Origin of the sequence: Telmatospirillum siberiense (assembly GCF_002845745.1) — a bacterium.
Classification (GTDB): domain Bacteria; phylum Pseudomonadota; class Alphaproteobacteria; order Rhodospirillales; family Magnetospirillaceae; genus Telmatospirillum; species Telmatospirillum siberiense.
On the sequence record NZ_PIUM01000011.1, the window covers coordinates 68,876 to 92,815 of the forward strand.

A 23,940-nucleotide genomic window follows, 5' to 3' on the forward strand; every position below is an offset into this window, starting at 1 on the left:
CCTTTTCAGGCGACGGTTTTCAGAATGTCGGCCAACTGGCCGACCAGGGTGTCGATGTGGTGCCGCTCGATGATCAGCGGCGGCGACAGGGCGATGATGTCGCCGGTGGTGCGGATCAGCAGGCCCGCCTCGAAGCATTTGACGAAGGCTTCATAGGCACGGGCGCCGACCGCGCCGGGCCGGGATGCCAGTTCGATGCCGGCGACCAGGCCGATGTTGCGGATGTCGATGACGTTCGGCAGTCCGGCGAGACTGTGCACCGCCGCCTCGAAATAGGGGGCGAGCTCGGCGCCGCGGGTCAGCAGGCCTTCCGCCTCATAGACGTCGAGGGTGGCGAGCGCGGCGGCGGTGGCCACCGGATGGCCGGAATAGGTATAGCCGTGCAGGAATTCGATGGCGCCTTCCGGCCCGTTCATGAAGACGTCGTGGATGGCGTCGCTGGCGAAGACGGCGCCCATGGGAATGGTGCCGTTGGTGATGCCCTTGGCCGTGGTCACCAGATCGGGCTGCACGCCGAAATAATTGACGGCGAACGGCGTTCCCAGGCGACCGAAGCCGCAGATCACTTCGTCGAAAATCAGCAGGATGCCGTATTTGTCGCAGATCGAGCGCAGCTTCTGCAGATAACCCTTCGGCGGGATCAGCACGCCGGTGGAGCCGGCCATCGGTTCGACGATCACCGCGGCGATGGTCGAGGCGTCGTGCAGCGTCACGATGCGTTCCAACTCGTCGGCCAGGTGCGCGCCCCATTCCGGTTCGCCCCGGGTGAAGGCGTTGTGTTCCAGGTTATGGGTGTGCGGCAGATGGTCGACGCCCGGCAGCAACGGGCCGAAATGCTTGCGGTTATTGGCGATTCCGCCGACCGACAAGCCGCCGAAGCCGACACCGTGATAGCCCCGTTCCCGCCCGATCAGCCGGGTCCGCGCCCCGTCACCCTTCAGGCGGTGATAGGCGAGCGCGATCTTCAGCGCCGTATCCACCGATTCCGATCCGGAATTGGTGAAAAAGACGTGATTGAGCGGTCCGGGCATCAATTTGGCGAGTCGCGAGGCCAGTTCGAAAGCCTCGGGATGTCCCATCTGGAAGGTGGGGGCGAAATCCAGCTCCGCCACCTTGGTCTGAACCGCCTTGGTGATCGCCTCGCGGCAATGCCCGGCATTGACGCACCACAGCCCGGCGGTTCCGTCCAGGACCTGATGGCCGTCGGCGGCGGTGTAATGCATGTCCTTGGCGCTGGCCAGCAGGCGCGGTTTGGCCTTGAACTGGCGGTTGGCGGTAAAAGGCATCCAGAAGGCGCCGAGATCGGACGGGTAATTGTCGAGCATTGCGGTAACACCTCGAATGGGAAGCGGAGCGGCATTCAGGGTCGGATGTTTGCCGATCTTTAACAAGACGCTTTCTTGCCTTGCCTCAATCGCTTGATTTTCCTCATTAAGAGTGAAAAATGTTAACTATCCTGAACAATGGAAACGGAAGGCCATCATGGATATCGATGTCGGAGCCCGGCTGAAAGCGGTTCGCCAGCGTCTGCATTTGTCCCAACGCGAACTCGCCCGGCGCGCCGGGATCACCAACGCCAGCATTTCCCTGATCGAGTCCAACCGGCTCAATCCGTCGGTGGGGGCCTTGAAGCGTGTCCTTGATGGCATCCCCATGGGGCTGGCGGAATTCTTCGCCATGGAGATGGAGACTCCGCCCCAGGTATTCTATGGATCCGCCGATTTCGTCGAGATCGTCAGTGGCGACATTTCCTATCGCCAGGTCGGGCGGGATCTGACGGGGCGCGCCCTGCAGATCATGTTGGAGCGCTATGTCGCCGGGGCGGACACCGGACGCGTTCCGCTCAGCCATGACGGCGAGGAGGGCGGCGTGGTGATCGCCGGCCGGCTCGAGGTCACGGTCGGCGACCAGATGCGTGTCCTCGGGCCGGGCGAGGCCTACTATTTTCACAGCCGGACGCCGCATCGCTTCCGAAACGTCGGCCGCGAGGATTGCCGCGTCATCAGTGCCTGTACGCCGCCCAGCTTCTGATCCCAGGGGCTGGGCGCGGTCCTGCTGTTTTTCCATCCGCGCGAAAGGCGGTGGCTTTTTCGCTCCTGACGCGATTTAATTGTTAAGGTATTAACGGAAGAACGGGATTGCGGACGTGCTTGCGCGCTTGGGTTGTCGTGTGGTCGTGGCTTTGGCGGCGTTTCGGTTTTTCGCCGTCGGGGCGACCGCTCAGGCGCAGGTCAATGATCCGCTGATCTATTATCAGGTTCTTTATCTGTCGTTCCTGGAACGGACCGCCTGTGGCGACGATGTGAAGGACTGGCGGGATAATCTTCGGACCATCCGCGACATTCTCGTCGTCGATATGGGACGCCGGGACCAGGATCTGTCGGCGATCGAAGGCCGCGCCGCCGACCTGCAGCGGGAAATGCCCTGCGACAGTGATACCCGGCGGGATCTTCTGGCGGTGACCACGGGCGAGCCGAGGCGTGCCCTGGCCTGGTTCGGGACCTTGAAAACCGTTCAGACCCCTTGATCGTCGATTAAAGCGGCCGCCTGGCGGAAGAAATGCGGTAAGGCTCCCCCGTGATTTCCCCCTTGCACTTCCCAGACCTTTAGACGGACGCGTATCGGTGGCATTGAACTCCGCGTCGGTTTGGGGCTCGTGACACCCCTCTTTTGACCTTCCCGCCCCCTGACGCAAATTTTTTTTTTGAGACCTCTTTCGGTGGTCTCCGTGGCGATCCCTCGCACACCCTTCGATTCCGTTGCAATCGTCATTATTGCCACCGGCCCTCCCGGCCGTTGCGATTGCGGCTGCCTGAATCCTGAAAAATCATTTTGTCGCAATGACTTGGTGCTGCCCACCGAGAGGGGGCGGCGCAATCGGAAAGAGAAAAGCCAAGCAGAAGCTGTAACGGCATTAATAACAAATAATATTGCATTTTATCTAAATTTGATACAAAGAGTAAATGATTGTATTTGCTCTAATTTCTCTGCATAAAATCGCTTGACGTTAATAGTCTCCGCTATATTTTACCTACCAAGGAATGGTTCTTGGGGCGCGGCAGGCAATCTTCTCTCGGTTTAGTTGGGGTAATTGCTCTTCTCGCCGATAACTCGCAGTACGGAGACTTTGCGGTGGCTAATCACTCTTCTGCTCTGACGTCTGCTTCGGTGATCGGCAAGGCTATCGTCGCCCTGGCTGGGGCGCTGTTTCTCTCGGCTTGCGCCGGTGGTCCGCTGCCGGCTTCAAGCCAAATCCCGGGTGGTGTCGTCAGCAACACGCTGCCGGCGGGTTACGCCCAGTTCTGCGGCCGTCACCAGGAGCTCTGCACGCTGCCGGCGCAAGCGACGACGGCGCAGGCCGTGGTGCCGATGACCGCCGAGACGGAAAAGCAGTTGAGCCAGGTGAATGTCAGCATCAACCGGGCGATCCGCCCGATGGCCGACGCCGGGAAGGCGGGCTACTGGGAACCGGCCAGCGCCGGCGATTGCAAGACCTACACCGTGCGCAAGATGCAGGCCCTGCTGGCCCTCGGTCTGCCGCGCGAGGCGCTGCACGTCGCCATCGTCCGGACCCCGCAGGCCGAGAGCCATGCCGTGCTGACCGTCGATACCGACCGTGGAACCTATGTTCTGGACAACATGTCCGACGAGTTGCAGCCCTGGGAAAAACTGCCCTACACCTTCTGGTCGCGTGAAGCGGCCCCCGGCCAGCAGTGGAGCTTCCCGGCGCTGGACGGCAAGGGACGGATCGCCTCCATCGTCGATAAGTCCCAATCCTGAACGTGACGCCGGCCGTCTGACGGCCGCGAAGGAAAAACCCCGGCTTTGGACCGGGGTTTTTTTGTCTGTGTCTTGTTCGGGCGTTGATATCCCGCCTTCGGTAAAACAAGGTGCACCGGCCTCTGTGCCCGTAGGCTAAGCCCTCTCCCACTTCGTGGGCGAGGGGACCTCCGAACCGACCGTTTTCATCCCCGCTGGCGCATCGACCGCGTCGATGCAGGGTGTCTCTCCCGCAAAGCGGGCGAGGGGAGATTAGCGCCAAAACGCCCCTTTCCGCTTCGTGCCGGCATGCCGCCCAGGGGCGCCGATGCCATCGGCTTGGGCTATTGGCGTGAAAGGCGTTGGCTTTTTCGCTTATGACGCGATTAGAGTAGGGCCTTGGCGGGCGGAATGGGGACGGTGACGTGGGGCGGAACCGGTTATGCTGGGTGATGGGCTGGTTGTTGGCCTGGCGTTTGGTGATCCCGGATTCTTTCGCCCAGACGCCGGTCCGTGATCCCCTGGTCTATTATCAAATCCTCTATCTGTCCTTCCTCGAACGTTCCGCCTGCGGTGACGATGTCCGGGGCTGGCTGGACGGTCTGCGCACGATCCGCGACATCCTCTCATCCGATCTCGGTCGCAGCGAACGTGACCTGGCGGCGATCGAATCCCGGGCCGCCGACTTGCAGCGGGGGGTGCCCTGCGACAGCGATACCCGGCGCGATCTTCTGTCGGTGACCGCGGGCGAGCCCCAACGCGCCCTGACGTGGTTCCGGACTCAGAAAAGCCCCCGAATACCGTGATTTTTTTTAGGGACGATCTGCGGTTGGTCTCCGGACTGTCAAAGCCCCGGTCTTAATTTCTTTTCGCGTCGGTATTCTTTCGATCTCCCAAGGGAAATGACTGCAGTCCTAAAGCATTCATTGGCCCCATTTGCGTCATCTTCATCCATGACGACAGAATTTAAATAAATCACCGATCATTTTTATGTCATGAAATATTTCTCAGATCGCGAGAGCGGCGAAATTGCTTTGATCACAGATCTGTCATGGTGTTGCGTCTGGAACCCGCAATGGAAGATCTAATTATGATATCCGCAACTGCATGGGTATCACCGATGGCAGGGTTGATCCTCTGTTCCGGAGGGGTAGCATGTTAAGGAATCGTTTTCTGTTAAAATTTAATTCAATTTGCAACGACCGGTTGATCGCACCGCAGCAATCGTGTAGAGATTGATTCAGGTTTCGGGAGTATGCAACCGAAAGACCCTATTCGGTTTGGTGTGAATCTTTTGAGAAGAGGCGGGACATGGCACGCAATGCAATGAGCAACCTGTTGGTGGGTGCGGCATTCAGCCTGGTACTCACCACGTCCGGTATCGTAATGGCGCAGGATGCCGCTCCGGCATTGTCTCCGGCGCTTACGGCCAGCATTCAGGCGGCCACCTCGGCAGGGACTCCGGCCGAGGTGGCCACCGCCGTGGCGGCACTGGTGGCGGAAAATCCGGGACAGGCCGCGGCTATCGCCGGCGCGGCGGCCGCTGCGGATCCTGCCGCTGCCGCCCAGATCGCCGCGGCGGTCGCCCTGGCCGTTCCTTCGTCCGCGGCCTCGATCGCGGCCGCGGTCGCCCAAGCGGTGCCGGCCCAGGCCGGTTTGATAGCGGCGGTGGTGGCGCAGGCGGTGCCCTCTTCCGCGGCGGCGGTGATCGCGGCGGTCGCTACCGCGACGAACACGTCGGTGGCCTCGGTGACGGCTGCGGCATCCGCAGCCAACGCAACGGCCTCGACCGTGGTTGCCCAGGCGGTCGCGACCTCGTCGGTTGCCCAGGTGACGACCACCCCGGTGAACGCGACGACTGTGACGCCTTTGGCGCAAGCTGTCTTGAACAACGCTCCGCCCGCCAGTCCGCACTAAGGCTGCCGGCTTTTTTGTCTGTACTGAGAACACGATAAAACGCCACGCGCATTTCCGCTTGGTGTCTGGTTGAATGCCTAATTTAATTTGGGGGCGGTTGAAGATGAGACTCATTGGTATTGGGGTCGCCGCGGCGATCGCGGTCGTTTTGCCTGTCGAATTTGCCAATGCTCAAGTAAAGGCCGGGCTGGAAGCCCCCGAAGCGACGACACCGGAGCGGCAAAGCGTATTGCAGCGCGCCCGTCCGGACTACGATCCGCTGGGCGTTCGTGCGGGATCCTTCATCATCTTGCCGTCGGTGGACGTGGAGGAGGCTTATAACTCCAACGTCTATGTCACACCGAACAATACGAAGGAAGATTTCGAGACGGTGCTTCGTCCGGCCGTTGCGGTCAATTCGGACTGGAACAACCACGCCTTGAGCTTTTTGGCGAATGGCACCATCAAGCGCTTCGCCAAGGAAGTCAGTGAAAACAACAGCGACGCCGGCGCTTTCGTCAATGGACGTTACGATATCGAGCGTGACGTCTATTTCACCGGAGCGTTGAGCTATCAGCTATTGCACGAGGACCGGTCTTCGCCGGATGCCGTCACCACTCAGAAAAGTCCCATCGAATATCAGCAGGGAAGCGCTAAATTCGGTTTCGTCCGGGAACCCGGCCGGCTGGGCTTCCGTCTTGACGCCGGGGCGGATACCTATGCCTACGGCAATGGCGTGACCAGTACCGGCACGCGCATTATTGAGACCGATCGCAATTACACCTCCTATACCATCACACCGCGTGTTCGTTACGAGATCACGCCCGGATATCATGCCTTCGTCAAGGCGTCGTACAACGATCGCGTCTATGTGAACACTCCCGATACCTCGGGGTACAACCGGAATTCGACGGGTTATGCGGTTGATGCCGGTACGGCGGTGGACCTTGGTCGTGTCCTGACCGGTGAGGTCTATGTCGGCTATTTGAGCCAGGATTATGACGACAGCCGTTTGAAGTCGGCGAGCGGGGCCGACTATGGCGCCAGCCTTCTGTGGAACGTGACGCAGATTACGTCGCTTCGTCTGTCCGCGCAGCGCACTGTCGAGGAAACGACGCTGGCTTCCACATCGGGTTATTTACAGACGACGGTGTCGCCGTCGATTGAACATGAGTTGATGCGGAACCTGTTGCTGAACGCCGGGTTCAGTTACGTCCTCCAGGAGTTTCAGGGTTCAAGCCCGTCGCGGACAGACGATATCTACAAGACTGATGCCGGTCTGCGCTATCTGATCAACCGGAACATGTCGGTGGGGTTGACGGGATCTTATGGATGGCGGCGGTCGAACGCGCTGAACACCAATTACGACCAGGATATCGTGTTGGCGCGGTTGCGCTTGCAACTCTAGAATTTTGGGCGAAGCGTTGCGAGTGAATGGGAATGCTATCAGGATTGTATGCGTCGGTACGTCGCTTTTCACTGTTGTTGCTTGTCGTGGTGATTGCTTCTTTGTTGTTGGGTGGGCAGTCCATGGCCGACGACAAGGTCGCCTACCGGTTGGGTACCGGTGACAAGGTTCGGGTGACCGTTTTCAATGAGGCGGACCTATCCGGGGACTTCGACGTCAACGACCAGGGGGCTGTTGCACTGCCGTTGGTCGGTCAGGTCGACGCGGTGGGGAAGACCGTTGCTGAATTTCAGGCGGAAATCGCACAGAAATACGGTGCAACTTATCTGGTCAATCCACGGGTCAGCGTTGCGGTGTTGAACTATCGTCCCTTTTTCATTTTGGGCGAGGTCAAAACTCCTGCAAGCTATCCTTATGTCAACGGCATGACGGTGATCAACGCTATTGCTTTGGCAGGTGGCTATACGCCGCGCGCCAACAAACAAAACATCGTTATCAAGCGGGCCAATGACCCATCGGCGACCGAACAAACGGTCAACGAGGATGCTCCGGTCCTGCCGGGAGACGTAATCCGCGTACCGGAACGATTTTTTTAAGCGATTTGCGATTGCCTGGATCGCCACATTTCGTCGTTGCCGGGCCATCATGCCTGGCAAGTCATCGATTCCTGGGGAAAGTCCTGGCGTTGATGAAGACGGGGGCATCCGGCTTGACCGCAAGCCGCTCTCGATTGTGAACAGGGAGTCACCAGGTCAATGGATGCTTCTGATCTGCCTATGCCGTCCCCTACGGAACCGTCAGCTCCGGTCCCCGGAAGCAAGCGAGCCGTAAGCTTCACCCGGTTACTTGGGGAAGGGGCCGATCATGGCCTTGAACTGGTCGACTTACTCCATATCCTGCGTCGGCGCAGGAAGGTCATCTTCATTTGCATGGCGGTGGTGACCGCGATCAGTGCCGCCGTGGTCTATCAGATCACTCCGCATTACACGGCCGAAGCCACTGTCATGCTGGAACCGCGTAAAACCCAGGTGGTCGATCTGCAGGCGGTCGTTTCCGGATTGCCGGCCGATTCAGCGGTTATCCGCAGCGAAGTCGAGGTGCTGAAATCTCCGACTATCGCCGAACAGGTGGTAAAGCGGCTCAATCTCACCAAAATTCCCGAATTCAACGCCAAGCTGCGGCGTCCGTCGGCATTCGCGCCGGTGACCGACGCGATCGACAGCCTGTTCGCGACCATCAAGCCGTTGCTCGGTATCCAGCCGCCGCCTGCCGAGCCGTCCGGGGATCCGGAACAGGCCGCTGTTCTGGCCGCTGTCGGCGCGGTGCAAGCGCGCACGGATATTCTGAACGATGGGCGTTCCTATGTCCTTAAGATCCGTTTCGAATCCGAAAGTCCAAAGCTTGCCGCCCAGGTGGCCAACGCTTTCGTCGATGCCTATCTGGAGAGCCAGCTTGAAGCGAAGTTCGAAGCGGTCAGGCGGGCCAATGTATGGCTCAATGAGCATCTGACGGAATTGCGCACCAAAGTGGAGTCGACCGACCGTGCCGTTCAGGTATTCAAGACCCAGCACAATCTGGTCCAGACCCGCGGGGAGACTGTCAGCGTGCAGCAGCTTGGGGATCTGAATACTCAACTTATCCTTTCCGGAGCGGAGCGTGCACAAAAGGAATCTAATCTTCGTCAGATCCAGGACCAATTGCGTTCCGGTGGTGTCTCGGCAGCGGCACAAGTGCTGGCCTCACCTCTGATACAAAGATTGCGGGAACAGGAAACCGACCTGCTTACTCAGGAAGCCTTGATGGCGTCCAAATATAAGCCGGCTCATCCTGCGATGATCAATATCAAGGCCCAGGAGAAAGATCTCCAGCAGAAGATCGAAGATGAGATCAACAAGATCGTGAAGGGAATGTCCGGAGAGGTGGCGGCCGCGCGCGCCAAGGAGTCCTCTCTTCGCGAAAGCCTGCAAGACCTTCAGAAAACCACGGGCCTGCAAGGCGAGGCTGAAGTTCAGTTGCGGCAGCTCGAACGCGAAGCGGAATCCAACAAAACCCTTTATCAAAACTTCCTTACTCGATTCAAGCAGACTTCGGCGCAGGAGGACATTCAGCAGGCCGACGCGCGTTTGCTGGCGAATGCCCGTGTCCCCCGAATACCTTCTTTTCCTCAGACGCGCAGGCTGATTCTGATAGCGTTCTTTGCCTCGGGGTTCCTTGGTCTTTTCGTGGCTTTTGGCGCCGAGCGCTTGGACAACGGATTTCGCACCGGGGAGCAGCTCGAAAAGATTGCCCAGGTTCCCGCTTTGGGTCTGGTCCCCGATGAAACGAAAACGAGCATGTCGGCCGTTGATACCATTCTCAAGAGACCGATTGCGCCTTATTCTGAAGCCATCCGCACGATAAGGACCGCGTTGCGTTATTCCAATGTGGATAGTCCTCCGCGTGTGGTACTGGTCACCTCCTCCTTGCCGGCGGAAGGAAAGTCGGTGTTTTCCCTCTCGCTTGCGCGGAGCGTCGCCTCTTCCGGCGGACGGGCGTTGATCATCGATTGCGATCTCCGGCGTCCGACGCTGGCGAGGAATCTCAATGTCGAGGCTAAGCCGGGACTGCTTAGCCTGTTCGATGACAAGGCTGATCTGGCGAGTGTCCTTCGTGTCGAAGCGAGTTCGGGCATGCACTTCATCCCGAGTTCACCGGGAACACCAAATCCCCAGGATCTTCTCGGTTCCAAACATATGCGGACGTTCATCGAATCCATGCGGGGCCAATACGATCTGATCGTTCTTGATACCCCGCCTTTGCTGGCGGTGTCCGATGCGCTGATTCTTTCTCATTTGGCCGATACCACCATATTCCTGGTCCGGTGGGGTAAAACTCCTCGACCCGTGGCGATGGGGGCTCTTAAGTCGTTCCATAACAATGGGGGCGATCTGGCGGGCGTGGTGCTCACAAGGGTGGATTTCCGTCGGCACGCTACTTACGGCTATGGGGATGCCGGCTATTACTACGGCCATTATGGGAAACATTACGCAGGGTATGGTGCCGTCGAGGCCGAACAAAAGTCATGAAGGGACGACTGAGGATTCTGTCACCGAAGCTATTCGCTGGTGGTGCCGGGATTTTGATGGCGGGCTTGGCATTATGGCAGGGTATCGATTCTGCTCTTCGCCTTTATGGCGGGACGGACATCGATCTTTCGCGCGAGGAAGGTCCGGCCGCACGGACTGTGCTGGAGCGGGATGCTGCCTACCTTGAAATGATCGATGACTGGCTGGGTGATCCCCAGGCGAGGATCCGCGCTGGTCTTCTTCAGTTCCGCCTCTCTCTTTCAACCGGTCCGGATATCGTGTTGGAGCGCAGGCGAGCGCTTGCCAAGGCTATCGATGATCTCCGCGATGGTTTGGCGCGCGCGCCGGCCGATGCCAGGGCTTGGACGGCTTTGGCACATGCGCTTTTGGCGACAGGTGAACTGGAAAAAGGCAAGCTTGCTTTCCGGACGGCTCTTCTGACGGCCTTTTACGAGCCCACTCTGACGCTTTGGCGATGTCAGCTTGGTCTCGGCTTATGGCCGTTGCTCGACGATGCCGACCGCCGACTGGTGGCCAATCAAGTGCGGTGGGCATGGACGAGCCAACCTGCCGACCTCGTCGGATTGGCCAAGATCGCCAATCATGCCGTTGTTATTGCTGCCGTCCTGGATCAGGACCCGGCCGAGAAGAAGGCCTTCGAAAAAGCGCTTAGACGCTGATCTCCAGGCAAGACTTCAAGAGATCATCTCACTCACGGGGTTTGTTTTCGGCGCCCTCCTGCGAGGAGCGCGATTGCGCCACCGCCACGCCGAGAAGAGCCATATAGGTCGTGGTAACCGCTGGAATCTGCAGGCTGAAATCAACACTGGCATGCAGGGCAACCAGAATCGAGGCGGCGATACCGAGACAAGGGTAAACTCCGTCACGCTGGCGGGTTCGCATGCCGCGAACGCATAATCCAACCAACCAGAGAATGGCGAAGAACAGGCTGGCTGCCGCCGGAACGCCCAGTTCGAGGATATTTTGCAGGTAATCGTTGTGGGTCAGGTCGAAGAAGCTGGTGACGGCTTCGGTTCGGTAGAGAGGGAAAAAACTGGTGAAGGAGCCCAATCCGATCCCCAGAACAGGGTAGTCTTGGATCACCTGCCAGGTCAGTTGATAAACGGTCAGGCGTTCTTCATTTCCCAGCGTGGTCTCCATGAGACGACCCAGGGTCGTTCCTCCGCTGATCAGGAAAGCCAGGACCACCAGAACGACCGGTAGCGCCACCAGTCCCATATTGCGGAATCGACCAAGGCTGGGCGCTTGAGACAGCATGACGAAGAAGGTTAAGGCTGCGACCAGTGAGGAGAGAAAGCCCCCACGGGAGTGGGTGAGGACCAGGGCTGTCGCCAGCGAGAATAGAGACAATATAAGCCAGGATTGTCCGCCCAGGTACTCAATGATGAGGTGCGCTTTGTCGCGCGAGGTCCCATAGAGACGAAGGCGGCTGAAACTCTTGACAAGATGACTAAGGGCGGCAAGAAGGCAGAGGCCGAGAAATGTGGCGAAAGAGTTCCTGTTGACGAAGGTTCCCGTCAAATCTTCCATGTAGGCCCATTTTGAAAGCCACAGGACTGTTTCATTGCCGGACCAATAGGCGAGCAGTCCGTAGGCGGCATATGCCCCACCAGAGAATGCCACCACTTTGATGGATGTGCTGGCGCGGTCCCGATCGCGGCCGAACAGGAAGGTCAGAAAAAAAACTCCTGCATAGGTGAGAAGACGGAGTAGGCCTGACAGGGCGGCTTGCCTGTCCACGGCGATGGTGCCGGCGACATGTTTGCCCAAGGTTTCGGAGGCCTGGTCCCACAAGGGATTGTCCCAGACGGTGGGAACCATGGTGCTGATCTGGACGATGACGACGCAAATCACGAGGCCGAAGGCCAGGGCGGGCGGCGTCAGGTCCCTGCTGAAAATACCAAGCTTGCGGGGCCAGTAGCCGAGGCTTCCCATCAGCAACGTCGCGACGCAGAGGCCAAGAATATCCCAGGCCAGCGGACGGCCGGATCCCAGCGGCAAGGGCGCCAGTACGATAACGGCCGAAATGCCGATGAAGATCATCCTTTCCGCCTGGGCGGCGTTCTCCCGCCGAGGAAGCCTGAGCTGGCTCCCAAGAGGCGTCGTGTCGTTTTCGGCCGCCGTGTCTCGCATGCAGAACCACCTGATAAGGGGAGATATTTAGATAAAAGATCGATGTGCTTTTATACCATGGTGAGGCGTGGATAATCCCGGCGATAAACTTCTAAGGGGAATATTTCGAGGATTCTATTATCGGTGATGTTCATCCTTTAGCGTTTGTCATCTCACGCCTTGCTGCGAGGCTGCGGGCGGTTCGTTCCTGGCGTCGGAGCGGCGAGGGAGGGTAGCGAAGCCAAAGGGCTTCGGTCGCCGAAATCACCTCTTCGGTGGTGATTTCGTCCATGCATTCGCGGGTTTCGCAGACAAATTTCCGGCAACCCGCGCAAGGGATTTCGTTTCGCCGAACGATGGTGCAGTCGTCGAACCCCAGCGGAAGCCATTCATAAGCCGGTTGCCAGGCCGGCGCGATGACCACTGTCGGCAATCCAGCGGCCCGCGCCAGATGCATCGGACCGGTGTCGAGACTTACCGCCATGTCGGCTCGGCAGAGGAGAGCCGCCAGGACGGAAACGGTCTTGGTGTCTCCCGCGATATTGATGCTTGCCCTGGTCATCAGGCTGCGGATGCGCTCTATCGCATCCCGTTCGCCCCGCGTCCCGCCGAAAATAATGGCCGAGTCATGCCGGGTGGCGAGGTGGTCGGCGACAATAGCAAAACGTTCGTCGTACCAGCGACTGGGTTGGCCGCCACTGGTCTGGGTGAAAAAGACGGTGAGACCCGCCGCGTCGGTCAAGCCATGCTGGGATAAAAGGGTTTCCGCAGCCAGGGCTTCATATTGGGAAAAGAAAACCCGCGGTTCCGCCGCTTCGCTCCTCAGCCCTAACGCGGCAGGCAGGCGCAGGTTGTCCCGCATGACACTCATCTGGGGATCCCTATGCAATGGAATATGATAAAGGCTGGGGGCTGCCGTAAAGCCAATTCGCCGGTGGGCGCCGGTGATGGCGCCCAATACGGCGAGGCGGGTTTTCGCGTTGCCGATATCGGTGATGACGCAATCCCATTTTTGAGCCAATCGGAGGCTCCTCAAAATCCACCAGGCCGTCGACATGAAGGCCGAATAGGGATTCGGCGTGTTTATGACGCGATCGGCGAAGGGATTATATTTTACGACCTCATAGGCTATTCCGCTGCTGGCGACGACAATGGTTGAACCCGGTTGGGCGGTTCTCAAACTTTCGAGAATCGGGGTGGCCGCGATGACGGACCCGAGGGCCGCGTCATATTGGAAGACCAGTATATTGAGTGGTCGGCTTCCCGCAGCCCTGTCGGCATCATCCTCGACTCGCCGCCAGGGGCCGATCATCCAACGAACGGCTTCTAGCAACCAACTCCGCAGGTGGCGATCGATGCGCCATCTTCCTGCATCCCAAGAATGCCGTTGGTGGGTCTGGTCGGGTTTTTTCATGTTCGATCCAGTCCGGTCTGCCGAGGGGCTGTCGTTTCCTCCGATCGTTTCGCTTTCATATTTTTCTGATTACGGCCTGGATCTGCGCGACCGCCTGACCATCCGTCTGCGCTATCGGCATGCCTAGGAAGCGCTCAATTTTGTTGAAAACTCGATCGATACCCGTCTTGCCCAATCCGAAGCGTTGGAACAAAGATCTCCGTTTATAGTGAAGCCAAAGCGTTCCTTTGCCCAAAAGGCGTAAAAATCTGCCGAATGGGCCTGGTAGGATTCGCAATAACGCGTAATCGTATTCGTTGTCCTGTATCTTGATCTCGATAATTTCAGCATTCGGCAGATTGCTCAGAAGTTCACGGAGTTCGTATGACACCGGAGACCATGAGTTTTTCTTATCGAGTCTGAAAGAGGCCTTGTGATCATTGTTGAAGATCGATGGCCAATAGCCTTGCTCGTAGAGATCCTCATCCGGAACAACGAGGACAAGATGGCCCCCCGGCTTTACGAGCGTCCACCACTGGGCCAGCGCGTTGCGGACATCTTCCATATGTTCAAGGCAATGGGAGCTGTGGACGCAATCGAAGGTCTGGGGGGGCAGATAATCCAATATGTGGTTGGCATCCCCATGCTCCCGGTCGAACGGTTGGGCCGTTGGCGTCACTAGATCCGGGCCGCAGCCGATATCGAGAACTCGCCCCGAAAAATAGGTTTGGAGGAATTTCTCGCCGCGGATGCGGTTGGTTTTTTGCGCTTCGAACCCCATGCGAACCTCGAAATGTTGAACAATGTGGATCGGCCGGAAAACTCCAATGGCTTGGCCGCCCGGTCCGGAGTTGTTTCCGCAACGTTTGCTACTTTTCTCTCAAGGGTCCGTACACGCGTACGATCACGGACCATAGCCTTGGCATGACCAACTGAGCACGTCGGTGGCGGCAAAGGTTCCCGTCATCACCAGAGCGGTCTTCGAGGGGGTTGGCCTTAACGGCTGACTCTCGGTCTCATTCTGCACGGTGCATACGGGAGCGCCATTAGTCCAGGCGCCGGCAAAGGTGATGGTGCAGCTCGATCCGGGAGATGTGCCGATGGTGATGCGCCCGACGCTGTCATTGACCCAGTTGCGGTTGGCATCGCCGGATTGGCCGAGCGCTGCTCCGGTGCCGCAACCTGCCCCAATCGTCACGACTTGACCATAATAGGTCGTATGAATTGGAGAACTTGAGCCGGACGAGGCAAATCTCAATATGCCCGGACCACTATCCGCGATGCGGGTTTCCCCGTTGCCGAACATGAATTCGCCGGTTTCTCTAAAGGCATAGACATACTGGCCGGTGCCTATCAGCAAATTAAAATAACTTTTGTTGGTGACGGCGATTTGCGGAGTGGTGCCTCCCATTACAAGATTGGATAGGCCGTTAATGGTTACATTTCCTTTTGAATCGACCACAAAATAGGAAGTTCCCGTATCGTCACTTACGGATAAATGGCCTTTGGGTTTTCCAATGAAAAAATCATGGTTCGAATAACCGTTATTGTTACTGCCTCGGTCGCGGTCCACGCCCATCTCGTAAGTGCGCCAGGCGTAACTGTCGCCGGCAGTCAAGGTGATCGTCTCCGTGGCGGATCCCGTTACGCTTTTCGAGACTGAGACCGTATAGACGTTGGGTGATGTCAGAAAATTGAGGTTGCCGACTTGAGTGGCGACATACGCGTTCGCGGCGGTGTCCGTGAATGCGTAGAGCTGGCCGGTGAACGTCGAGTCGGCATTGAACGCATTTACCCAGGCCGTGGCCATCTGTGTCGGTGTTTGTCCTCCGGTCGCCGTGATCGACACGGTCCGTGGCGATCCCGTAAAGGGGCCGGTAAGAGTTATGGACAGCACGTCGGTCGAGGTTCCTGTACCACCGAACGTGATCTTTTCCCGCGGCGGAGTGCGTGCGTTAAAATTGTACTCCATGGAATGCTGTAAGGTCGTCATGTCGGTGCCAGTCTCCGTGGCGTAATCGCTCTCCAGGGAAAGCCCCCAGACCGCGCCCGTGGCCACGCAAGGAACGGAGCCTGCGCATTGATTGAAGCCGACCATCAATCCGTCATCATGGAAGGTTCCGGAATTTGTCGTAAAGTCCGTACCCGACCGCAGGGCTTCCCATACCCCGAATGCGGGAAGGGGCGTGGTCTGGCTGCCGGACATTCCTTCAAAACGGAGGCCCGGGGTCAAAACAGAGCCGTTCGTGCCAAGGACAAGGACCGGCGCGTAAGCCGGTGTTCCCGTGACGTCGTTGCCGATCGCGGGCAACGTAACGGGTGCTCCGGGGGGAGGAAAGGTCGTTCCACTGGCCAAAGCGCCGTTTGATATTGGGAAGAGTGCGAGGACTATGAGGAACGTCTTGCGCATCTCAATCCTCCATCACGGCGACCTGAGCCGTCGAAACCGGGGCGTAGATCTGTAGTCTTCCTTGGAAGGTTTGAGAAGACCATCCCCCACCTTGAGAGCCTGTTCCCGCCCCTCCGGCCAGAGGGAAGACCGAGGCGTTCACAGGCGCGGATCCGGTGCCTGCCGTTCCGTCGTCGCGGATGACGGCGATCTGGGAACCTGAATTATTGTCGATTTCAATATTCGTCCGCGCGGAGTTTGCCGGAACCGTCGCAATGAGGATGTAATTGGCATAAGGGCCGGAAGAACTGAAATTTGCTCCGACATTGGGGAGTGCCGGTTGATTGGTGCTGTAGTCTGCTCCAAGTGAGTTTTGCCCCGTCTCGGCGGAGGTCGCATATTGTAATTTCGAAGATGGCGCTGCGAGAGCTATTTCTGTCGATAATACAAGTAAAATTGACGTAAATACCATAATTTTTTTTGACAAAATCATACTTTATCTCCGATTAAATGAGGTTATTTGTGATTTTTATTATAAATTATAATTTTTTATTATGTATTTTATCACTTTTCCTATGCGGGCATCGTTGCCGTAACCCGATTGCTCGCACCGTTTTCGTCCGGCAGTTGCGATCCGTGAACGATCCGTTTCGTCCGCCAGGTATGCCCGGAGCTTTTCAGCGCAATCGTCGACCGAATGGAAGAGGACGGCTTCTTCTCCATCAGCGAAATGGGCGCGATGTCCGGGGGTATCCTCGGCCATGAGAAAGCCGCCGCATGCGGCGATTTCGAAGCTCTTGTGCGCGACGTCGTCGCAATTCGAATGTGTTACGAAGCTGAGACACGCTCGGGAACGCCAGATCGTTTCCCGATAAAGATCGTCATAAACGCCATTTCCCATCCAAAGTGCTTTTTTTGCGTCCGGAGACAATAAGGCCGGCCAGGCCGCCCCCCAGATCTTCAGCGGGATTTCGTGTCGTTGCCATAAGTCCGTAAGAAATTGCGCCCGTTTGTCGTAGGGATGGCCGATGAATGCCACCGCATGAGGGCGATCCGTATCCGACCATCCTTCTGGTGGAGGAAAATGAAGCGTCGGTTCATAAGCCGTGCGCAACATATAGACGTCGCGGGCACCGGCGGACCGGTAATCTTCGAGATTGATATCCCTTTGGACCAGATGCAGATCGTATTCGGGCAGAGCTTCAAGAAGCAGACGCCAACCGGGATCGTTACGTGGTCCGAAGGGGTTGTCGATATTGTAGTGGACCGTGAACAGGCCGTTATTTCGGCACCATTTGACGGTTTTCGCCCATACATAAGTGGCTTTGTCGAACCATATCAGATCGGGGTGATGGTGTTGCGCCACCGCCACCAGATCGCGATTCAATGCATGGATTGCTCGTCCCACGAGGGTTCGCACCCGGATGGCGCTAAGAATCCGGCCACCACGTGACTGATAAGGATCTGTGTCGAAATCGATTACCTGATGACCCAGGCGTTCGATTGCCAGCCGCCGATGCCGCGATGTCGCGCTGGGCGCCAGGGATCCCACATACATCACGCGCATCTAACGTATCCCCACCGGCCTGATGGGATGTCTGGACATCTGTCTCGACAAGGCTTCGGCCCCATTCCTTACGCCAGGGCGGCCGGCCGGCGCGTGACGCCCGCGATGGCCGACCGCAGTCCCATCAGGAATGCATCGAAACTCCATTGTTCGATCAGCGCTCGACTGGCGCGGCCCATGCCTGCCGCTCTGTCGCCATCCGCCAATACATTCTTTAGGGCTTCCGCCAAGGCATCCACATTACCGGCGGGATAAACGAAGCCGTTGATCCAATCACGCACGAGATCGGTCCCGCAGCCAACCCGATCACTGACAATGACGGGGCGGCCCACATTCATCACTTCGTTGATGATAAGCCCCCAGGTTTCGAATTGACTGGGCAGGACGAACACATCGCACAGATCAAAAAACGCCGGCAGTTCCGACTGATTGCGGAACCCAAGAAAGCGAACGTCTTCGCCATATGGGCGGGCGCCGTTCTCCAGTTCTTCACGCATCTCGCCGTCCCCAACGAACAGGAGGTACGGTTTCTTTCCTTTTTCCGTCTGGGAAGTGATCTTGCCAAAAGCGCTGAGCAGGTCTCCGGCACGTTTCAGCCATTGAAGTTTCGAGGCAAAGAGAATGACGGGGCGTCCCGGTTCCAGGCGCAACTCGGTACGAAATTCTTCACGTCGCGGTTTGGCGATCTCAGCTAAACGGCGAAAATAGTCGTTGTCAACGCAATATGGAGTTCGATAAATCTTGGATTCGTCGATGCCATTTTCAATATAATAATTGGCATTCATCGTTCCTGGGGCCAGAAATCCGCTGGAGATATTTCCTAAAGACCTGAAAAATATCTGTCGTTTTAAAAATATTTTTAATTTCGACCGAGAAATGCTGTTAGACGTCGAATCGTCTCGCACCAAGGTGGGGATCGAGGCCGCCCGAGCCGCTGCCATTGCCACCCAATTGAACCAGCGTGCATAGCCGTGAACCCACAGGACATCGAAATTTCCACGCCATAAACGAGTAGCGATTCCGTGGCTGATCGGCCTCAGGCCGTCCACTCTGTCATGCCTGCCGATGGATGGGAGAAATTCATGGCGATAACCGTCGAGCAGAGGCACGTCCCATTGGATCATGCGTCCGAAACCTCGGTCGTAGTATCCCTTCAACGAAAGGTCGCTCTGGAAAAAGACCGTGAGATCGATATCCGGCTGCGCGCTGATATGGCGAAGCAGCGGGGCATGATATTGGATCGGATGGCTGACCAGATGCGCGATCCGATATTTGTCCGAACGGGGTGCATTTTCAACCGATTCTGGGGAATGGATGGTGCCTGACCGAGCAAACAACAGAACCGCTCCTATCCATTTGGGCTCAAGCCTCGCCCCCGGAACAGCCGAACGGGAAAAGCGGAGGCCGGATCTCTCTACCGTTGAAAGATCGTTGAACCTTAAGTACCATAAATAGGAAATATTTTCTCCAGGCTAAAATCCTTAAAGTGGTCTTTTATCATCTGGTTATTCTCGTCGGGATGTCGGTGGCATACCAGAGAATGACTAATGGGACCTGGCGTTTTGTCATAGATTCAAGCGGACGGTGCAGTTCATGCCTCGCAGGCAGATTTCACGTGTTCTGATATATCGGCTGGGCAGCATCGGGGATTTCGTTGTCTCTTTGCCTTGCCTTCATTTGATACGCAGACAATTTCCGACCCAACGTATCGGGTTGTTGACCATTCGGCCGGTAGTCAATAAGGCGGCGCCGGCGCGGACGGTGTTGGACGGCAGTGGCCTTGTCGACGATTATATCTCTTATCAAATGGGAACGCGCAATCTGGCAGAGCTATACCGGATCAGCCGTTTGATCCGATCGTTCAAGGCGGATTTGCTCGTCTATCTCGTATCTCGTCCGGCCTCGTCGCTGGTCGTCCGGGATTATGTGTTTTTTCGCCTTAGCGGCGTTCGGCGAATCGTGGGCCTCCCCTGGTCGTCCGGTCTGCGATCGAACCTGCCGCAGGGCGACGACCTGTGGGAGTCGGAAGCGCAGCGTTTGGCGCGTTGTCTTTCTCCGCTTGGTGATGCGGGGACTCAGCTGCCGGAAAATTGGGATTTACACTTGTCCGCAGCGGAAATCGCCGCAGCCGACGCTCTCCTTCAAGAGAGTTTTCCCGGCGCTGCGGACGGACGGCGGTGGCTTGGGGTCAGTGTTGGAACCAAGCAGGCCATCAAAGATTGGGGCGACGATAATTGGAGGGCTGTTCTCGACGGGCTCGGGGATCCTCATCTCGGGCTCGTCGTGATTGGTGCTGCCGAGGAGCGGGCGCGATCCGAAGAGGTGGTTCAAGGTTGGCCTGGTCCGGTTGTCAATGCTTGTGGCCGGTTGAGTCCTCGTCAAAGCGCCGCCCTGATCAGGCGGACGGCTCTGTTCCTCTGTCATGACAGCGGCCCCATGCATTTGGCCGCGGCTGTCGGAACTCGCTGTATTGCCATATTCAGTAAGTGGAATCGGCCTGGGGAGTGGTTTCCTTTCGGTGGTAATCATAAGATTTTCTATCCTCCTCCGGGGGCTGAATCGATACATGATATTTACCCGGATGAGGTGATTTCTGTCGCGCGAGATATTCTTGGAGAAATTAGAATTCCCTTGGAGTATTAAAGTAATATAAAATTATTTACTTATAATTTTTCCTTTAAAATTTCCTATTTATCATAGTGGGGGAAGGCGATACGGTATCGGGGGAATTCGTCACTTGGAAGTATCTGTTAATATATTGTGGGTATAGGGGCTTGCGCCAATGTGCGGTATCGTTGCCATTATGGCCTACGGACTCAATGCCAGTCCGGTCGCAGCCCAGGAGATCATCCGAATCCGTGACAGAATGCTGACGCGCGGTCCCGATGCGGGGGGGTGTTGGCTTTCCGGAGACGGCAGGGTGGGATTGGGCCATCGACGTCTGGCTATCATTGATCTTAGCCCGAGGGGGAACCAGCCGATGGTTCTGCCCGACAGTGGGACAAGCATCACCTTCAACGGAGAAATCTACAATTATCGGGAGTTGCGGCTTGAACTGGAGCAAAGGGGGCGCGTTTTTCGCTCCGAGTGCGATACCGAGGTTCTCCTCCATGCCTACGAGGAATATGGCCAGCAGATGGTGCACCGTCTGCGGGGCATGTATGCCTTTGCCATCTGGGATCCGCGTCGTCGCGGCTTATTCCTGGCCCGTGATCCATTCGGGATCAAGCCTCTGTATTATGCCGATGACGGCAAACGCGTCGTTGTCTCTTCGCAGGTGAAAGCGCTTCTGGCCGCGGACGGGATCGATCGCGAGCCTGATCCGGCCGGAAAAGTCAGTTTCCTGTTGTGGGGGTTCATCATGGAGCCCTTCACCCTTTACAAGTCCATTCATGCCCTGCCGGCGGGTTCGACCATGTGGGTCGATACGGAGGGAGCCCATCCGTCCGTCCGCTTTTGGTCGGCGGCAGATGTATTTCGTGACGCCGAGGCCGGTCGTTCCGTCTCTGCTGTAAAATTTCAACGCCCGGAGGTCGTCAGGGACTACTTGTATGAAGTGCTGTCGGAGAGTCTTCGCTCCCATATGATCGCGGACGTGCCGGTCGGTGTGTTTCTGTCCGGAGGCCTCGATTCGGCTACGTTGGTGGGATTGGCGTCCGAGCAGGGGATCGGAGATTTACGGACCCTGACACTTGGGTTCGACGAACTTAAGGGCACGAACGCGGATGAAGTGGGGCATGCCGAGCGAATCGCCTCGGAGTTTCATACGAGCCATCAAAGCCATTGGATCGGCATAGAGCAATTCGCCGAGGAACGGCACGGGCTTTTGGCGGCGATGGATCAGCCGAGCGTCGATGGGGCGAATGTCTATTTCGTCAGCAAGGCGGCGGCCGGAGCGGGGTTAAAGGTGGCGCTTTCGGGACTGGGGGGCGACGAATTGTTCGGCAGCTACCCAAGCTTCCATCAGATTCCCCCAATCGTTCACTGGCTGTCACCGTTTGGCAATACACCAGAATTGGGGAGGGTTTTCCGGCGTTTGTCCGGACCGCTGTTACGGCAATTCACCTCACCGAAATACGCCAGTCTGTTTGAATATGGGACGTCCGTGGAAGATGCCTATCTGTTGCGTCGCGGTCTTTTCCTACCCTGGGAACTTCCAGGGATTCTCGATCCGGAAGAAGTGAGAGAGGGGTGGGAAAAGCTGTCGCTCAGCGCTCGATTGCACGATTGTACCAAAGGGGTGTCGGGGCCGCGAACCAAGGTGGCCGCATTGGAAATGGCCATCTATATGCGGAACCAATTACTGCGCGACAGCGACTGGGCCGGCATGGCCCATTCCGTTGAAATTCGTGTGCCGTTTGTTGACCAGACGCTGTTGACGCAATTGGCCCCCCTGCTGATTGGTCCGTCGCCTCTCAGCAAGCGCGATATGGTGTCCATATTGCGCAATCCTTTGCCGGATAGCGTGCTGAACCGGCCGAAAACCGGGTTCAATGCGCCGATCAGGGAGTGGATCGCGAAGGGGGAAATGATCGATTGCGGAGCTTCGGAGAGAGGCCTGCGTGGTTGGGCACGATATATCCTGCGGGAGCAGCTCGCGTCCGTTCCTTCTTATCCCATCTCTGTTCCGGTGCCCGTGCCGGCTCACTCAGTCTAGAATAAGCGGTGGCTATGGTCAGGGCTCATATGAACACGTACCGGGTGGTGTGGTGACGTCGAAACCGATTCCCGAGGATAGGGTGACCGCGGGATCACCGGCGTCCTCCGATATTCGAAGCCGCCTGTTCTCCAGTTTCGGAGTGCAAACGCTGGCCGTCGGGTTGCGTATCGTCCAGCAGATCGTGCTGGTTCCCATTCTCATTGCGGCATGGGGTACCGAGCTTTATCAGGACTGGATCATCATATTCTCCGCGTCGGCGTTGTTCGCCATGGTGGACTTCGGGACTCAGATCTACTTCGGGAATGCCTTGATGATCGCTTGGTCGCGGCGGGACATGGTCACGTTCCGGCGTTTGTTCGCGACGGCGATGGGTATCTATGCGGTGATCATCGCGGTGGTGGCGGTGCTGCTTTTCGGTGCCACCACTGTAGCATCCTGGCCGTTGCTGCTGGGAACCCAGGGGATGAACGATCATACGGCATTGTGGACGTTCCTGCCCATGGTCGCCGCGACACTTGGTCTGGTTCCGTTGGGCATTTTCACCGGGCTTTACCGCGTCTATGGCGATTATGTCCACGGCACCGTATTGGTTGTGATCGCCGATGCCGGGCGTGGTTTCGGTGTTTGCCTGGTTGCCTTTTCCGGGGGAACCCCAATCGTCGCCGCCTGGGCGTATCTGGTCATTGCCAGCCTGCTGTGGCTGGCCGTCGTGCGGGATCTGCGGCGGCGTTTCGGCCCCATTCCGTTTTCGCTGGGGCTTCCGACCATGAGCGAACTGCGTGATGCCGTTTCTCGTTCGGCCCTCTATTTCGTGCCGACGGTCGTCACGCCTATCGTCTTGAATCTGCCAATTATTTTGTTGGGAAAGCTGGGGGCGGTCCCTGGAGCCGTGGTCGCTTTTTCCGTGGCGCGGACCTTTACCGGATTCGTTCGGCAGATCGTCTTGCAGATGTGCCATCCGATCGGGTGCGAGATCGCGCGCCAACAGGCGCTCGATGATACCGGCAAGCTTGGACGTCTTTTCAAGGCCGGCGGGCGGCTGACCTCCGGCATGGCGGGGTTGCTCAGCGGATTTACCCTGGTGGTGGCCGATGCGTTCATCCGTATCTGGACCCACGGCGCAGTCGTCTTCGATCCCTGGCTGGTCGGGGCTTTTCTGGTCACCATCATTTGCGCGGCGCCCGCACAGGTGGCGCTGACCATGTTTCTCTACAATAACAAACCGGGTATCCTGGTTTTCGCCCAGGGCGGCTATGCCATCGGCACCGTCGTCTTTTGCGCGTTGCTGATCAAAGGGTTTTCCGCTGCCGGTGCCGCGGCGGGCACTGGTTTGGCGGAATGCGTGTCGATCGGTTTACTGGTTCCTTTCGCCGCAACGCGGCAGATTCGGTTGAACCTTGGTCTCTATCTCGGTCAATGCTATCTGGTTGCGGCAATGGCGTTCTCCGCCAGTTGGGGGGTGGCTTGGGCGCTGAACCAATTGATCCAGGCGCAAAGCCTGATTTTCCTCATGGTGCTGGGGGGCGCGTGGGCCATCGTGGTCGCTCTCCCATCCTATTTTCTCTTATTGTCCTCCGCTGAGCGCGATTGGCTTTATTTTCATGGGCTGGCGCGTTTCTCCCGCATCTCGACGTTTTTTCGACGTCAGGTGGGATAGCGACGGGGAAAAT

The 23,940-nt window shown here is 57.6% G+C and carries 20 protein-coding genes; 12 read left to right on the forward strand and 8 right to left on the reverse strand.

The features are described 5' to 3' along the window. Positions 1-5: 5 nt before the first annotated feature. Positions 6-1,325: an omega-aminotransferase AptA gene (gene aptA / locus CWS72_RS11385; RefSeq protein ID WP_101250729.1), complete on the reverse strand. Its 1,320-nt coding sequence runs from the start codon at positions 1,323-1,325 to the stop codon at positions 6-8. A 157-nt stretch (positions 1,326-1,482) separates the two neighbouring features. On the opposite strand from aptA, the gene CWS72_RS11390 reads away from it, so the two are divergent. The 9 genes from CWS72_RS11390 to CWS72_RS11430 all read left to right on the forward strand — a co-directional run bounded on the left by CWS72_RS11390 (position 1,483) and on the right by CWS72_RS11430 (position 10,808). Next, positions 1,483-2,031, forward strand: a complete 549-nt coding sequence (locus tag CWS72_RS11390) for a cupin domain-containing protein (protein ID WP_101250730.1) — start codon at positions 1,483-1,485, stop codon at positions 2,029-2,031. 115 nt (positions 2,032-2,146) lie between these two features. Then, a complete protein-coding gene (locus tag CWS72_RS11395) occupies positions 2,147-2,527 on the forward strand; it encodes a hypothetical protein (protein ID WP_146002712.1) in 381 nt (126 codons plus the stop codon). 605 nt (positions 2,528-3,132) lie between these two features. Further along, a complete protein-coding gene (locus CWS72_RS11400) occupies positions 3,133-3,780 on the forward strand; it encodes a transglutaminase-like cysteine peptidase (protein WP_158240603.1) in 648 nt (215 codons plus the stop codon). A 404-nt stretch (positions 3,781-4,184) separates the two neighbouring features. After that, a complete protein-coding gene (locus CWS72_RS11405; RefSeq protein ID WP_146002713.1) occupies positions 4,185-4,565 on the forward strand; it encodes a hypothetical protein in 381 nt (126 codons plus the stop codon). Between the two features lie 505 nt (positions 4,566-5,070). Continuing rightward, positions 5,071-5,676 (forward strand): hypothetical protein, encoded by a 606-nt coding sequence (locus tag CWS72_RS11410; protein WP_146002714.1) that lies wholly within the window; start codon positions 5,071-5,073, stop codon positions 5,674-5,676. Positions 5,677-5,779: 103 nt separating this feature from the next. Continuing rightward, a complete protein-coding gene (locus tag CWS72_RS11415; RefSeq protein WP_158240604.1) occupies positions 5,780-7,063 on the forward strand; it encodes an outer membrane beta-barrel protein in 1,284 nt (427 codons plus the stop codon). Positions 7,064-7,095: 32 nt separating this feature from the next. Then, positions 7,096-7,659 (forward strand): polysaccharide biosynthesis/export family protein, encoded by a 564-nt coding sequence (locus CWS72_RS11420; protein ID WP_241911688.1) that lies wholly within the window; start codon positions 7,096-7,098, stop codon positions 7,657-7,659. 159 nt (positions 7,660-7,818) lie between these two features. Further along, the gene (locus CWS72_RS11425) at positions 7,819-10,128 is read left to right on the forward strand and encodes a GumC family protein (RefSeq protein WP_101250737.1); all 2,310 of its coding nucleotides are present in this window, start codon (positions 7,819-7,821) and stop codon (positions 10,126-10,128) included. Beyond that, positions 10,125-10,808 (forward strand): hypothetical protein, encoded by a 684-nt coding sequence (locus tag CWS72_RS11430; RefSeq protein WP_146002715.1) that lies wholly within the window; start codon positions 10,125-10,127, stop codon positions 10,806-10,808. Before CWS72_RS11425 ends, CWS72_RS11430 begins: the two co-directional genes overlap by 4 nt. Before the next feature lie 28 nt (positions 10,809-10,836). Here CWS72_RS11430 and CWS72_RS11435 read toward each other — a convergent pair whose 3' ends face one another. The 7 genes from CWS72_RS11435 to CWS72_RS11460 form a co-directional block, all read right to left on the reverse strand. Beyond that, positions 10,837-12,282: an O-antigen ligase family protein gene (locus tag CWS72_RS11435; RefSeq protein ID WP_101250739.1), complete on the reverse strand. Its 1,446-nt coding sequence runs from the start codon at positions 12,280-12,282 to the stop codon at positions 10,837-10,839. Positions 12,283-12,412: 130 nt separating this feature from the next. Beyond that, complete coding sequence (locus CWS72_RS11440; RefSeq protein WP_158240605.1) at positions 12,413-13,282, reverse strand: glycosyltransferase family 9 protein; 870 nt, start codon at positions 13,280-13,282, stop codon at positions 12,413-12,415. A 448-nt stretch (positions 13,283-13,730) separates the two neighbouring features. Beyond that, positions 13,731-14,435 carry a methyltransferase domain-containing protein gene (locus CWS72_RS11445; RefSeq protein ID WP_101250741.1) on the reverse strand — a complete coding sequence of 235 codons (705 nt, stop codon included), beginning with the start codon at positions 14,433-14,435 and terminating at the stop codon, positions 13,731-13,733. Positions 14,436-14,558: 123 nt separating this feature from the next. Further along, a complete protein-coding gene (locus CWS72_RS11450) occupies positions 14,559-16,064 on the reverse strand; it encodes a hypothetical protein (RefSeq protein WP_146002716.1) in 1,506 nt (501 codons plus the stop codon). A gap of 1 nt (position 16,065) precedes the next feature. Continuing rightward, the gene (locus tag CWS72_RS27425; protein ID WP_146002717.1) at positions 16,066-16,536 is read right to left on the reverse strand and encodes a hypothetical protein; all 471 of its coding nucleotides are present in this window, start codon (positions 16,534-16,536) and stop codon (positions 16,066-16,068) included. A gap of 39 nt (positions 16,537-16,575) precedes the next feature. Next, entirely contained in the window at positions 16,576-17,610 is a 1,035-nt protein-coding gene (locus CWS72_RS11455; RefSeq protein ID WP_101250743.1) for a CgeB family protein, read from the reverse strand. Positions 17,611-17,678: 68 nt separating this feature from the next. Beyond that, positions 17,679-18,947, reverse strand: a complete 1,269-nt coding sequence (locus tag CWS72_RS11460) for a glycosyltransferase family 4 protein (RefSeq protein WP_199175640.1) — start codon at positions 18,945-18,947, stop codon at positions 17,679-17,681. 256 nt (positions 18,948-19,203) lie between these two features. On the opposite strand from CWS72_RS11460, the gene CWS72_RS11465 reads away from it, so the two are divergent. From CWS72_RS11465 to CWS72_RS11475, 3 genes are all read left to right on the forward strand, one after another. After that, on the forward strand, positions 19,204-20,253 hold the full coding sequence (locus CWS72_RS11465; protein WP_101250744.1) for a glycosyltransferase family 9 protein: 1,050 nt from the start codon (positions 19,204-19,206) through the stop codon (positions 20,251-20,253). A 139-nt stretch (positions 20,254-20,392) separates the two neighbouring features. Further along, a complete protein-coding gene (gene asnB / locus CWS72_RS11470; protein WP_101250745.1) occupies positions 20,393-22,267 on the forward strand; it encodes an asparagine synthase (glutamine-hydrolyzing) in 1,875 nt (624 codons plus the stop codon). A 52-nt stretch (positions 22,268-22,319) separates the two neighbouring features. Further along, positions 22,320-23,927 carry a lipopolysaccharide biosynthesis protein gene (locus tag CWS72_RS11475; protein ID WP_146002718.1) on the forward strand — a complete coding sequence of 536 codons (1,608 nt, stop codon included), beginning with the start codon at positions 22,320-22,322 and terminating at the stop codon, positions 23,925-23,927. The last annotated feature ends 13 nt before the right edge of the window (positions 23,928-23,940 follow it).